The sequence below is a fragment of the Pedobacter sp. 22226 genome (assembly GCF_052045455.1).
GTDB classification, from domain to species: domain Bacteria; phylum Bacteroidota; class Bacteroidia; order Sphingobacteriales; family Sphingobacteriaceae; genus Pedobacter; species Pedobacter jeongneungensis.
Window position 1 is genome coordinate 232,624 of the sequence record NZ_JBQEPB010000006.1, and the last position, 13,287, is coordinate 245,910.

Here is a 13,287-nt window from a genome sequence, read left to right on the forward strand (position 1 = left end):
TATGGCAGAACTCCCCGATTTAGAAGTGTTTTCCAGAATACTAAACCGCAGATACAGCGGAAAAATACTGGAAAAAATTGATGTAGAAGTTGCAGGGAAACTCAACGTAACGGCTAAAAAACTTAAAGAGTCGCTGGAAGGCCATCAGCTTTCCAAAGTGAAACGTTCAGGTAAAACGCTGCAGTTTCATTTTGGCCGCGACAGGGTTTTAGGACTGCACCTGATGTTGCGTGGCGAGCTGGTGGCATTAGGAGAAAAGCCCCCGAAATTTCCTGTGCTTGTTTTCCACTTTAAAGGCGGCAGAGGTTTTGCAGTTACCGATATGCAAAAACAGGCAACGCCCACGCTCAATCCATCGGTAAACGAGGTGCCCGATGCCTTAGAGCTGAATTATCCGGTTCTGAAAAAATTGCTGGAGGGTAAAAAAACTACGATCAAAACCCTGCTGATGGATCAGAAAAAGGTCCGCGGAATCGGAAATTCCTATGGAGATGAAATTCTCTACCACGCAGGGATTTCCCCTTTCTCTATTGCCGGTAAAATCCCTGACGAGTACGTTAAAAAACTCCATAAGAGTATTCATTCCGTTTTGGAAACAGCAATTAAAAAGATCGAAAAAGAAAATGGCGATGAGTTAACAGGCGAACTGAGGGATTTTATGCAGGTGCACAGCGCAAAGCTCAAACAGACCCCTAAAGGCGAGGAAATCCTTTCTGAAAAAATCGGGGGGAGAACAAGCTATTATACCAAATCCCAGGAACTTTTTCATTAAACCGGCTGCTCCTCTTTTTTTGGCTCAACATTATACGCACCGTTTCTGTAATCCTGTTGGAAAGCACCAAAATCTGCACACACAAGAGCTGCCTGCTCTATGGCAATATCAAGAATCTGTTGCTGCCAGCCCTTATTTATCGCAAAAGCTTTCAGTTCATCCTTGGTTGCCGTTCCATCCATTCCCGAACTTCTTAACTGAGAAGAGGCCGTGAGCATTCCCATATCGTCGATAACCTGAAAGAGCTTGCGGTATTCTTCCCTGATGAGTTTAAATTTCAGCGTATCCTTTACCGGCTGCAGTTCCTGGATCACATAATCTTCACTTTTGAATGTGCTGGTAGAAAGCAGAGAGGCGGATACATGCTGCATGCGTTTTTGTACCGATACAATTCGCTCAGCTTCATTATTCCAATCGGGCTGCGGGTTTTTCAAAAATGGCGTAAGTGAAGAAGGATAAGCCTGTTTCATATCGATCAATAAATAACGGTCTTTTTTGTGCAGGCTCTTAAGCAGAAACAGATAACGTTTCTGTCCCAGGCTTCCGGTTCCGGCAAGCCGGTAAACCACATCCTTTACCCGGTAATTGTAAGGGCTGTCGTTATTCTGTGATAACCATTCTTCCATATGGCTGATCAGTTCAGATTTAAGTCCCTTTTCCAGTTTAAAATGACGTTCGTCGTTGGTGTCGAGCTGCAGTTTACGGCCCTTTCGCAGTGTTCTTTTCTGTATAAGTTCATCTGCAGAGCCCCTTTCTGCCCGTTTTAAAAAATCACCAACAATGCCTTTGGATGTTCTTGGATCAAGGTCCATCGCCTTTCCGCCTATCAAAGTTGTGCCGTAACTTTTCAGAAAAAGCGTTGCCATGTTCATTGCCTGTTCGCCATCAATCTCCAGCGTTTGGAAGGCGATAAATATACTGGTTACCAGGCGTACCACCTCCCAAAGCACCGGCGCTTTTATGGCCTCATCAAAATCGTTCAGGTCAAAATAAACCAGTTTGTTATTACCCTTATAGCTTCCAAAATTTTCAAGGTGCAGGTCACCGCTGATCCAGCCAACGGGCGATTTGGGCATGGTTTTCAGTGCCGCTATCCGCTCATAAAAAAGATGGCAGGTTCCGCGGTAAAAGCGGAAGGCATTTTCAAGCATGGCGGTATATTTTAAGCTGATAATTGAATCAAGGCGGTTCTTGTTGAAAGCCTTTATTTTTTCGGAACGTTCTGACATATTTCGCTCGGTAAATGTGTAGTTATTAGTGCTGATTTGGTCTGCTCTGTTCGAGGGCCTGGTTTTTTTCTTCAGCCAGCTTTTCGGCCGAATCAATAGAATGGGATTTATGGATATCGTCGTCCTTTTCAGCAACATCCGAAAGTTTCTGGTAATATTTATGAAGGACATCCAGCTCAGACTCGGTGAGGTCTTCAATATCTACCATCCGGTTACTGGCATGGCGGCTTGCGGCCAGCAGCTCATTAAGTTTCAGCTGTATGGCCTTTGAGTCCTTATTCTGCGTTTTCTGAATCAGGAAAACCATCAGGAAAGTAACAATCGTGGTTCCCGTGTTGATCACCAGTTGCCAGGTATCCGAAAAATGGAATATCGGACCGCTTACGCCCCAGATAATTACGATAATAAATGCAGTGGTAAAAGCCCATGGACTTCCGGTCCAGCAGGTAATCTGATTGGAGGCGCGTTCGAAAAAATTCTGCTTTTTCATGTTCTTTGTTTTATGATTATAGCTAGTACAATGTTTGGCGCGTAATAGTTTTAAGTGATGTGGAGGTATTTGTTATACAGTCCTTTACAATGGATGCCTTGGTTTGATGTAAGTTTTATTGCTTATCATTTCCTTATTCTGCACGGATCGCTGGCTGAACAGATTTTACTATTCCGGCAGCAGAAAGGATTTGATGCGTGGTTTTGACAACAATTTAGCCTTTGGCGTTGTTGCATTAAACCATGGGACAAGAAATCAAAGGTTATTATTCAGGCACCAGCGGGCTTTTATTGCCCGTACCCAATAAACTGCATTATCCGGAAGCATTCAGGGAAAAGTCCAGGCTATGCTATTACGGTTCACTTATGAACAGTATTGAAATCAATAGTTCATTTTATAAAATTCCACTGGCATCTACGGTAAAAAAATGGACTTTGGATGTGCCAAACGGATTCCGTTTTACCTTTAAACTCTTTAAGGGGATTACGCATTCCCCACAACTGGGTTTCGATCCTGCAGAGATCAGCAGGTTTATGGATGTGATCAGGGCTGCAGATGACAAAAAAGGTTGTCTTCTCGTACAGTTCCCGCCAAGTGCCAGGATAGGTAACCTTCATCAACTTTCACGCTTGATGCTTAGCCTGAGGGAACATGATCCTGAAAAAGAATGGAAAATAGCATTGGAATTCAGGCATGCCTCTTTATACACCGCAGAGGTAATGGAACTCCTGGAAGAAAATGAGCTGGCAATGGTTATCCACGACAAAGGTATGGGGGCTGGGCCTGAAAATGGTCCTGATAGTACTTTCCGGTACCTGAGGTTCCATGGACCCGGCGGTAATTACCGGGGCAGTTATGCTGAAGATGTACTTGCAGAGTATGCCGGTTACATTGCAGACTGGTTGCTGGAGGGAAAAGAGGTTTTTGTTTATTTTAATAATACCATGGGAGATGCGTACGGTAATTTAAAGATGCTCAGGCAGTTGGTAAGTGAGGTTGTTTAATACACGGGTAGAGCCTAAAACTTTTCAGGATACCTGGCATAAATTTCATGTTTTATATTGCTAATTTTATTGAAAATGCTAACAAACCATCAAATCCGCGACACCTTTGGAGACATCGATATTTATCTTTTTGACCAGTTGCTCAAAGGCACCTACGCAAACTGCCATACCATTCTTGATGCCGGTTGCGGCACTGGAAGAAATTTAATTTACTTTTTAAAAAATGGCCACCAGGTTTATGGGGTCGATCAAAATCCGGAGGCTATTGCCCGGATTCAGGAACTTGCAGGCCAGCTCTGCGGGTTTGGCATAAAAAATAACTTTCAGGTTTCCCCGATAGAAAACCTGCCTTTTGAGGAAGCGAAATTTGACCTTGTTATCAGCAGTGCGGTGTTACACTTTGCTCAAAACCTTGAACATTTTGAGGCCATGCTTGCTGAAATGTGGCGCGTGTTAAAACCGGAGGGGTACTTTTTTTGCCGCCTCGCCTCCGATATCGGTATTGAGTCTGCGGTCCGGTTTATCGGAAACGGAAGATATATGCTGCCAGATGGATCCGAACGCTTTTTGGTTAACCAGGAAATGCTCCTTCGCATCACTAAAAAACTGGGTGGCGAGCTGCACGAACCCATTAAAACAACCAACGTGCAAAACATGCGGAGCATGACGACATGGTGCGTTAAAAAACAGGCGTTTAAACAAAATCCTGATTCATTATAATCATCTTTTTGCGCGCTATTGGTACCGTATTTCGCTTTAAAGTGTAAATGTGCACATGGAGAGTTTATTGTTGATTTTCAATCATTTCCGGTACCGGATCAGTTAGCGCAGCAAAGTCTGGTGCAATTCTAACTGTGCTCATATCTGGCGGGAGATGCCTGTTGTTTAATGGCGTATCGGAAGTATGTTTTAGGTCTGTAGGTATGAAAAAAAATTGATATTAACGGTAAATAATGCCTTTAAATTGTGCAAAAATAAAATGTTTCTCGTTTCCAGTGACTTACCGTTCGGGCGTTTGTAACTGATGCGAAAGATGGTAATTTTGCCCCATGAATGTTACGGTAGTTGCTATTTTAGATACGGAATTCAGACAAGAGCCAGCATTGGCCAGGATCATGAACAACAGACTGCTGACTGCGGCAAAGGAACTGCAGGACTTCCACCTGATTGGCCTTCATACAAGAAGATCAACAGCACATTACCTGACCATCCACTTATCTTATAACCAAAAATATAAGATCCGCTACCGGATCGTAAATGATGTGCCTGCAGATATTGAATACCTGGTGGCAGAAAGGTGCGGCCGACTTGGTTATATACTTTGCAAGAGTACAATAAATCAGCAAAATAGTGTTTCATTTCAGGTTTTTTAGGCCTTTTTAAATGATAATACCCATCAAATATTCTGTTAAAGAATAACAAAAACCTTTGTGTAACAGAACAATAAGCTGGTAGCCATGTTAATCAGATACATTAATCATGATGAAATATGAGCTTAACATTAGAAATCGTAGAAAAATTATCGTCGGCAGCCAAAGCCAAAGCGAAAGAAATCGGCGTACCCATGAATATTGCTGTTGTTGATGAAGGTGCCAATTTAAAAGCATTTCACAGAATGGACAATGCCTGGCTTGGATCAATTGATATTTCCATTAAGAAAGCAAAAACTGCCAGGTTTTTTGATATGGATTCCGGCGAAATCGGAAAGCTTTCACAGCCCGGGCAGCCTTTATACAATATCGAGCATTCAAATGGCGGTTTAATTACATTTCCGGGTGGTGTAGTATTAAAAAATGAAGCCGGTGAGGTGATTGGCGCTATCGGCGTTTCAGGGGGAACTGTTGATCAGGATCACCAGGTGGCAACTGCCGGTGCCGAAGCGTTAAAGTAATCAAAATACATGTTGGGAGAACCCCTCCTGACATGTAATTATTAAATCATAAAGATTGCCCCGCTAGCATAGATTTCAGATTCAATAAATTATTAGACATTGGAGATGAACTCTTTTAATAACGGCAGGTGTTAAAAAAAAATATAATATGCTGATTTTCATTTTGTTGTAAGTCGTTTGCATGCGGTCGGATAGAATGTTTTTTTATTGATGCAACCTTTAATTAATTTTTGTCGTCTACCCTGCAAACAATAAACAGATACATTCCGGTGGTACCAGACAAAACTCAAAAGATGAAAAAAATCACCTACCTTATTCTTAGCCTTTGCTTTCTTACCAGTTCATGCACGATGATGGTGAAAGGAATTGCCAAACTAATGGTTAAAAACTATAACGATTACACATCAACCCATATCTCTGATGTAAAAATCGTAGATCCGGAAGGAAGAAATCAGTCATTTGGAAATTTGTACAATGGTAAAACAGTGTACCTGTACGTTTGGGGAAATAAAAAACGATCTGTGCAGCAAGAAAAATCATATCAGCAACTGAAAGAGCGTTTTACCAAATATCCCGACGTAGTTTTCTCCGAACTTTACGTAGGTTCAGATACTTCATCGAATACCAGCAGGTTAGGTGATGATACTCCGTCGGCCGAATTCCGTAAAATTTTGATGATTGGCGATCCTGCAGCATTCATTATCGGAAAAGATGGTGCAATATTGGCTTACAAAGGTCCCAGGCCGGATGATAAAATTATAGTAGATTATGTTCTTTATCAGGCCATGATAGGAGAAGACGGTACTAAATCGGCCAAACGGTTTATAAGGGGAATGAATGGGAACAGCCAGTTTAAATCGCCTAAACTAATTGAATGGTACACCGGTCATTTTGGCAAGGCTCCCGGCGATAAACTTAATGTGTCTTTATCTTCCACCAATTAAAAGGCGTTACTTTTATGTTTTTTTCGGGGTTTTGATTAGAAATTGTCTCAATCATTTTCCCTTTTTAAGTTAGCCCAACGCGATAAATCTTGCATTAATCCATTTATAAAAAAGGGTACGGCATTCCGCGTGTGGCTGGTTAATCAATTTTATTTACTTCGATCAGCGAAGCCATACTCGAATTAAAGTCAGGCAGATCCTTTTCCAGCATTGAAAAAAAGGCTAAATCTGCGTTTTCTACAGAAATAATTGCTTTCTGGAGTATGGTTTCACCAGTTTCCGTCAGGCTGATGGTCTTTGCCCGCGTATCCGTTTTATGCTCCTGTCTGGTAATAAATTTTTTTTCCTCCAGTGTACGCAGTACCTTCGATACCATCATCCGGTCTGCATTGCCCTGGTTCGCTATATCTACCTGGGTAACATTGTCTCTTTCTCTTGCAAGCCAGGCCAGTGCGCAAAGCAATGCAAATTGAGTATGGGTAAGGTCCAGCGGATCAAGTACACGTTTCAGTTTACGCTGCCATAACATCGTTAGTTGTCCGAGCAGGTAACCCGGACTATCCAGCGGGTTCTTGAAATGAAATTCTATTTTGTCAGGCATTATCTTGTATTAGCATTTGTGATGAGATCAGTTCAAAATCGTGGCGTTTGATCTCAAAAAAACCAAAGCGGAAAGGATAACCCCAGTTTTTTTTGTTTGGGATAAAATCCAGTCCGGCTATCAAAGGTAAGATAGAAATATCTTTGCCAGGCAAAAATTCTATATTTCGCCTGGAGGGACAAAAATCTTCCGAAACCTGGAACTGATAGGTTTGCTCATCTTTTACCTTCCCAATTGCAGTAAACTGCTGGCAGGGCTGGGGCTGTCCCATTGTCTGTTTGCCCGAGTAGCAGATAATAAAATCACCTTTGCGCATCCTTCTTAACGGGGATGCCTTTCCGTGACAGGCCTGGGCGATGCCCTGAGCCATGCCATTTTTGACATGGTCTTTAGAGGCAACGATAATCCAGTATTTTGTATCCTGATTTTCCATCTTACCCGCTGTTTAGTTTGGCTGCAGAAAAGTAATGTTGTATCCGTCCGGATCTTTTACGATGAGGGTTCTTCCGAATGGAGTGTTGTTAACCGGCCCCAGAAGCGGAACTTCTCTTTCAGTTAGTGTTCTTTCAAGTTCTTCAATGTCTTCATCAATGGCAAACCACAACGATACACCAATGCCAGGTTCTTTGCCTGTTAGGTCTGTTAAAGGTTTTCGGATGGCAAAGCTTGCTTCGCCTTCGTCATATTTGAAAATGCAGGCTGCAGGGTTAACTGATGCTATTTCAAAACCTAGTTTGTTGGCGTAAAAATCTTTTGAAATCTCTAAATCCCTGACCTGAAGGGAGGCAAAATTTAATTTTCTCATATTATTGATTATTGTAGTCGCAAATATAATATATACGACAACAATATGCAAGTATTTTTACTAAGCTTTTAAGCCTTACAATTATTGATAATGAGATTCAGTACTTCGTCAAATTGAATGATTTGTTGTTCGCTAATATTTTTTAAGGCTGTTTTGCGGTTGTTTTCGATTATGGGTTGCATATCATGCAATAATTCTACTGCAGTTTTTGCCAGTTTTAACTGAAATCTTCTACGGTCGGTAGGGTGGGAGAAGCGGATCAGGTATTTTTTTTCGACTAATAATTCCACCATGCGGGTAACAGATGCAAAATCTTTAAAAATAGCCTGGGCAATTTGCTGTTGCGTTTTCCCGGGATGATTATGAATTGCTTTTAATAACAGCCACTGATCAATAGTGATATTAAAACCGTTTTTTACAAGTTGCTGCTGGGCAAATTGCCGGTAACTTTTAATCGATCTTTCGAGCGAATAAAACAGGATGTCTTCTAAATTTTCGTCATTATTCATCGCTTTACAATTAACGTGCATTATAATAGAATAAATTTATGAGTTTAATAAAGGCTTCTCTTGATTCAAAAAAACTGTTCATCATAAACAATATGCCTTTTTTTGTTTTCGGGCTAAATGCTATAAAACTTAATACGCCTTCATCTCCACCTGTATGGTTATAAATAAGCTCTCCCTTCTCTGTACCTCTTAAAAACCAGGTATAATAACCTAAACTGGTTTCATCCGGTGTTAAAAGTTGTATTGCATTTCTTTCAAATACTTGTTTATCCTTAAATTTTCCGTGCTGTGTCCAGGAAATTAAAAAGTTGGCAAGTTGTGTTGGTGTAGTATGTAAGGTTCCTGCAGGATAATCAGGGAAACCACCGAACCCCAGAGGTACAAATTTTTTGAGCGAATCGCTATAGTGATAAGGCATGGCAAGTTTTGTGGTATCAAGATCTTTTAAATGCCATGCAGAAGTATTCATTTCCAGCGGGGTAAATATGTTTTGCTTGCAGTACTGTTCAAAAGGCATTCCTGATATACATTCCACCAGATAGCCTGCCAGTGATATGCCAATGTTACTGTAATGAAATGCACTATCGGGTTTTTCGTTAAAAAAATTCTTTTTTGCGCTATAGTTTTTCCCGTCAATAGCCAGGTAGTCTTTTAAAAAAGTGCCAAGCGGTATTGTCGGATCACCTTTTTTTACCAGCCAGAACGGGCCGAGGTAGTCTATATTATCCTGAATGGCTGAACGGTGACGGAGTAGCTGACCGAAAGTGATCGGTAAATTTGGATAATTGGGGTTTTTAACTTTAAAAGGCAGGTATTTGTTGATGTCATCATCCATTTTAAACTTGCCCTTGCTGTAAAGCTGCATCAGTGCAGCTGCTGTAACTGTTTTAGAGGTTGATGCAATTACGAAAGTAGTTTGGGCATTTACCTTTTTTTGTTGCTCAATATTCTGGTATCCATAATAGCCTGTCCAGATAATTTTACCACTGTCGATAACTGCTGCAGATAGACCTGCAATATGGTTCTCTATCATGATCGCTTTAACCGTACTGTCGATTTTGCTGTTTTGAGCCTGACAGACAGTATTAAGGCCAAATATTAACGTGGAAAACGAAATATTTAAATAAAAAGATTTTTTCATTGTTTCAAATATAATTGATATATCAATTATATTTGAATTTTATTGTGATATTTTTTCGTCGAATCAGGTTATTAATATTTATTCAACGATTTCTTTTTCTTAGCTTCTCCAATGGTTTTAATCCACCGGAGCGCGTAGTGAAGCGTTTCAGGAGATTTATTAGAAGAAGTATTATGGCCCAGCGCCGGAAATAACTGGTAGTGATAAGGTTTACCTTTTGCTTTGAGCACATTGAGGCGTTCTATTGATAAACCTACCGGAATCTGGATGTCTTTACCGCCAAAAATCCAAAGTCCCGGGGTAGAGAGTGTTGCGAGGGCATCGCGGGGATCGGTTCCGGCAAACTGATAACGGTCTGGATCGTTACTGATGTGTTCCCGAGCCTCTGCTTCAGTATGTGTTTCCCAAAAGGTAGATTGCCCCTGTGTATAAAACTGAAAACGTAGCTGTTCTAACGTTGTAACAACCGGGCCGCTAAATATTACCATAAAACTGATCTGGCTGTTTTTCTTTGCGGCCAGAGGAATAATCCAGCCGGCCTGACTAAAACCCATCAGGCCTGTTGGCAGGTTTTTACCCGTTAAATGCGCCAAAAGAATATTAGAAGCCGCACTGGCATCTAAAGCCAATAGGTTGAGGTTGGCAGAATCGATGTTATTGGTTCCTGTTTCTGGTCCGGCATAAACCCCGCCCGATTTGCCCACGCCGCGTTTGTCGTAGGTTAATACCGCGATCCCGTTTTTCGCCAAAAACGATGCCATCCCCGTCATCCTCATTTCCTGGCCGGAGCCATGTACCAAAACTATTGCCGCATGCGCATGCTTTGGTTTAAAAATTTCGCCTTCCAGTGTGATCCCTGCGCTGTTAAATTTAATGTTTTCAATGGTAAAGGCTGATTGGGAAGTGGAATCAGGAAGGGTTTGTGCAAACAGCCTGAAACTGAAGCAGCAGAACAAAATAAGTAAACGGAATTTCATTGTCGTTAAATTCTTGGGGTATAATATTGTTTAAATGCGCTGCAATATATATTGAAATAAACACGCTGATAGATAAATGTGATAGAACCAGGGATAAATGTGATGAAAGTAAATTTTTGTGTAAAATCTTTGCAATCAGTTCCGTTTTTTCGTTGATAGATGATATAAAATTAATGCATGAGCAAATTTATCTTATTGATTTTTAGCCTTTTCTGATCAATTCTCCTAAACCCGTGCAACATTATTTAAACTTTTGCATCTAGTAAGCAGTAAGACAGAAATGTTTTATAAACCGGAAAACAACTTTTTATGAGCAGATACTTTTTAATGATCTGCATTGTTATTCAATGCAGCCTTACTTTGGGAACCTTGCACGCCCAGGAAACTAAATACCAGATAAGCGGCGTAATTGTAGACAGCCTTACCCAAAAGCCTGGCGAATACTTTACTGTTGCCATTAAAAAAGATTCGCTCGTAATTAAAAGTGTAGTTTCTGACGCGCAGGGGAAATTCTCGTTTTCCGGGATCGGCGAGGGGCAATACAGGCTCCTCATCGGATCTTTGGGCTACAGGCCGAAACAGCTTGTTGTGAAGGTAACGGCTAATACCGATCTGGGCAAAATTAGTATGACACCCGCTGCCAGCAATGAACTGGGAGAAGTTTCAGTTGCCGGAAGCAGGCCGCTTATCAAACAGGAACCCGACCGTATTGTTTATGATATCCAGGCAGATGCGGAGAGCAAAGTACTCTCGGTATTGGATATGATGCGTAAAGTCCCGCTTTTATCGGTAGATGCAGATGATAATGTAAAGCTGAAAGGAACAGGCAATTACCGTATCCTGATTAATGGCAAACCATCGGGGATTCTCACCAGAGATCCGAAAGAATACCTGAAAAGCATGCCTGCTGCCGGTGTGCAGAAAATAGAAGTAATTACCACCCCGCCATCGAAGTACGAAAGTGAAGGATTATCCGGAATTATTAACATCATCACTTCAAAAAAGATGGAAAACGGATACAATGGAAACCTGAATGCACGTTATCAGTTTCCGGGCGGGCCGAGCGGAAATGGAAATTTCACCATAAAACAGGGCAAATTCGGTGCTAATTTATACGGGGGAACAGGCGTGTGGCAGGTTGATGGCATAAAATTGAACGAGATCCGCAATAGCCGCGAAACCCCAATCCCCTCCAGCCTTTATTCACTGGGTTTTCAAAAGATAGACAATAAATGGGCCTGGGGCGGTGGCGAGCTGAGTTATGAGATCGATTCCCTGAACCTGATTACCGTTGAAGTTAACCCCTACAGTGGTTATAACCAGCAAAACCTGATGCAGCATTTTGATCTCAGGGATGGAGCAGTATCATCAGCATACGATATGAGCAGCGCCAACAGGTATGAGTGGGGCGGTACCGACTATACCTTCAACTATCAAAAAGGTTTCAGGGATAAAAAAGAGCACCTCCTTACCTTCTCTTATAAATTTTTTAACAGTTCCGAACCTCAGCTAAGCGATGTGATGTTTAGTAACAAAATCAACTTTACCGGCCCGGATTATAAACAGGAAAATACCAGTAGCTCGAAAGAGCAAACCATACAGGTAGATTATGTTAACCCCTTTAAAAAACTTACCGTTGAGGCCGGTGTAAAGGCAATTTTAAGGAACGGGGAGAGCAATTTCCAGTACCTCAATTTTAATCCTGCGCAAAACATTTACCAGGTAGACCCTTCGCAGGGCAATGTTTATGGCAATGACCAGAATATTTTCGGGGTGTACAATACTTATATTTTAAAACTTAAAAACTGGACTTTTAAGGCGGGAGCCCGTTTGGAAGGAACCTATGTAACCGGCAACTTTGAAAGTACCAATACCACTGTTAAAACAGATTACTTTAACCTGATTCCATCGGTTTCTTTTAACAGAACCCTGAAAAACAGTCAAAGTATCAGCCTGGGATTCACCCAGCGAATCCAGCGCCCCGGCATCTGGGACCTGAATCCGTTTGTAGATAAATCGAGGCCAAACTTTGAGTATTTTGGTAACCCTGATCTTGAGGCTACATTAAGCAATAACTTCGAATTAACTTATAGTAATTTTAAAAAAGGATCACTCAATTTAAGCCTGAGCTATAATTTTGCCAACAACACCCAGCAGCAGGTATATGAATATCTTCCTGCCCAAAACCTAACCAGGATAACTTCTTTCAATATTGGTAAAAGCAGGTTGCTGGGTACAAATGCAAACTTCAATTATCCCATTACGGCCAAATGGAACGTCAATTTAAGTGCAAACCTGAATTACATCTGGCTGGAAGGAATGATTAATGGCGTATTGGCAAAAAACAGCGGTTTAACCGGCTATTCGAGCTTTACCACGAGTTATAAGTTCGAAAAAACCTGGAAAACCAGTGTATCCTTTAATTATGGAGCACCTGATGTAATGTTGCAGGGCCAGTCGAATTATTATTATTACCTGGGTTTCAGCGGCAGTAAAGATATCATTAAAGATAAATTAACCTTCTCTGCCATGGTTGCCAATCCTTTTCAAAAGTACAGGGCTTACAGAAGTTATACCGAAGGGGTTAATTTTACCCAGGAGCGTATCCGCGAAAATCCTTTCCGGCGCATCAGTTTTGGGCTTAACTGGAAATTCGGAAAACTCAAGGGATCGATTAAAAAGAGCGAACGCAGCATTAGTAACGATGATACTAAAAAATCGTCTAATTAAATAACGGTAGATTTTTGTAAACTGGCGCGGATATGCTGCAAGGAATCGTTATTCCCAGAGTTTATCTTCGAAAAATACTGTAGTGGGTGGTATTTTTAGGTGGCTCGTCCTTTCTACAGCAGTGGAGAAATCTTTAAACTATGCAAAAAGATTTCACTCCCGACTTTAACGTCTGGACTGTGGTTCAGTCGAAA

Annotated in this window: 15 protein-coding genes; 7 read left to right on the plus strand and 8 right to left on the minus strand. The window is 41.4% G+C overall.

What is annotated here, in order from left to right:
* Position 1: 1 nt before the first annotated feature.
* A complete protein-coding gene (locus ACTJKC_RS15665; protein WP_440793325.1) occupies positions 2–772 on the plus strand; it encodes a DNA-formamidopyrimidine glycosylase family protein in 771 nt (256 codons plus the stop codon).
* Here ACTJKC_RS15665 and ACTJKC_RS15670 read toward each other — a convergent pair.
* Both ACTJKC_RS15670 and ACTJKC_RS15675 read right to left on the minus strand, forming a co-directional pair.
* Positions 769–2,001: a DUF2252 domain-containing protein gene (locus ACTJKC_RS15670; protein ID WP_440793327.1), complete on the minus strand. Its 1,233-nt coding sequence runs from the start codon at positions 1,999–2,001 to the stop codon at positions 769–771. The two genes, ACTJKC_RS15665 and ACTJKC_RS15670, sit on opposite strands and share 4 nt — an antisense overlap.
* Before the next feature lie 25 nt (positions 2,002–2,026).
* On the minus strand, positions 2,027–2,491 hold the full coding sequence (locus ACTJKC_RS15675) for a low affinity iron permease family protein (RefSeq protein ID WP_344850208.1): 465 nt from the start codon (positions 2,489–2,491) through the stop codon (positions 2,027–2,029).
* 242 nt (positions 2,492–2,733) lie between these two features.
* Here ACTJKC_RS15675 and ACTJKC_RS15680 point away from each other — a divergent pair, with 242 nt between their 5' ends.
* From ACTJKC_RS15680 to ACTJKC_RS15700, 5 genes are all read left to right on the plus strand, one after another.
* A complete protein-coding gene (locus tag ACTJKC_RS15680) occupies positions 2,734–3,495 on the plus strand; it encodes a DUF72 domain-containing protein (protein ID WP_440793329.1) in 762 nt (253 codons plus the stop codon).
* Between the two features lie 75 nt (positions 3,496–3,570).
* Positions 3,571–4,215 carry a class I SAM-dependent methyltransferase gene (locus ACTJKC_RS15685; protein ID WP_440793331.1) on the plus strand — a complete coding sequence of 215 codons (645 nt, stop codon included), beginning with the start codon at positions 3,571–3,573 and terminating at the stop codon, positions 4,213–4,215.
* Between the two features lie 329 nt (positions 4,216–4,544).
* Positions 4,545–4,868 carry a hypothetical protein gene (locus ACTJKC_RS15690; RefSeq protein WP_440793333.1) on the plus strand — a complete coding sequence of 108 codons (324 nt, stop codon included), beginning with the start codon at positions 4,545–4,547 and terminating at the stop codon, positions 4,866–4,868.
* Between the two features lie 116 nt (positions 4,869–4,984).
* Entirely contained in the window at positions 4,985–5,386 is a 402-nt protein-coding gene (locus ACTJKC_RS15695; RefSeq protein WP_344850214.1) for a GlcG/HbpS family heme-binding protein, read from the plus strand.
* 293 nt (positions 5,387–5,679) lie between these two features.
* A complete protein-coding gene (locus tag ACTJKC_RS15700) occupies positions 5,680–6,330 on the plus strand; it encodes a hypothetical protein (RefSeq protein ID WP_440793335.1) in 651 nt (216 codons plus the stop codon).
* A 139-nt stretch (positions 6,331–6,469) separates the two neighbouring features.
* Here the strand turns inward: ACTJKC_RS15700 and ACTJKC_RS15705 are convergent, their stop codons facing one another.
* From ACTJKC_RS15705 to ACTJKC_RS15730, 6 genes are all read right to left on the minus strand, one after another.
* The gene (locus ACTJKC_RS15705) at positions 6,470–6,931 is read right to left on the minus strand and encodes a MarR family winged helix-turn-helix transcriptional regulator (RefSeq protein ID WP_440793337.1); all 462 of its coding nucleotides are present in this window, start codon (positions 6,929–6,931) and stop codon (positions 6,470–6,472) included.
* A complete protein-coding gene (locus tag ACTJKC_RS15710) occupies positions 6,924–7,364 on the minus strand; it encodes an EVE domain-containing protein (protein ID WP_440793339.1) in 441 nt (146 codons plus the stop codon). Before ACTJKC_RS15710 ends, ACTJKC_RS15705 begins: the two co-directional genes overlap by 8 nt.
* 12 nt (positions 7,365–7,376) lie before the next feature.
* Positions 7,377–7,736, minus strand: a complete 360-nt coding sequence (locus ACTJKC_RS15715) for a VOC family protein (RefSeq protein WP_344850222.1) — start codon at positions 7,734–7,736, stop codon at positions 7,377–7,379.
* 68 nt (positions 7,737–7,804) lie between these two features.
* Positions 7,805–8,245, minus strand: coding sequence for a MarR family winged helix-turn-helix transcriptional regulator (locus ACTJKC_RS15720; protein WP_440793341.1), 441 nt, complete (start codon positions 8,243–8,245; stop codon positions 7,805–7,807).
* A 10-nt stretch (positions 8,246–8,255) separates the two neighbouring features.
* On the minus strand, positions 8,256–9,386 hold the full coding sequence (locus ACTJKC_RS15725) for a serine hydrolase domain-containing protein (protein WP_440793343.1): 1,131 nt from the start codon (positions 9,384–9,386) through the stop codon (positions 8,256–8,258).
* Between the two features lie 71 nt (positions 9,387–9,457).
* Positions 9,458–10,363: an alpha/beta hydrolase family protein gene (locus ACTJKC_RS15730; protein WP_440793345.1), complete on the minus strand. Its 906-nt coding sequence runs from the start codon at positions 10,361–10,363 to the stop codon at positions 9,458–9,460.
* A 309-nt stretch (positions 10,364–10,672) separates the two neighbouring features.
* Between ACTJKC_RS15730 and ACTJKC_RS15735 the strand changes: the two genes are divergently transcribed.
* Complete coding sequence (locus ACTJKC_RS15735; RefSeq protein WP_440793347.1) at positions 10,673–13,093, plus strand: outer membrane beta-barrel protein; 2,421 nt, start codon at positions 10,673–10,675, stop codon at positions 13,091–13,093.
* The last annotated feature ends 194 nt before the right edge of the window (positions 13,094–13,287 follow it).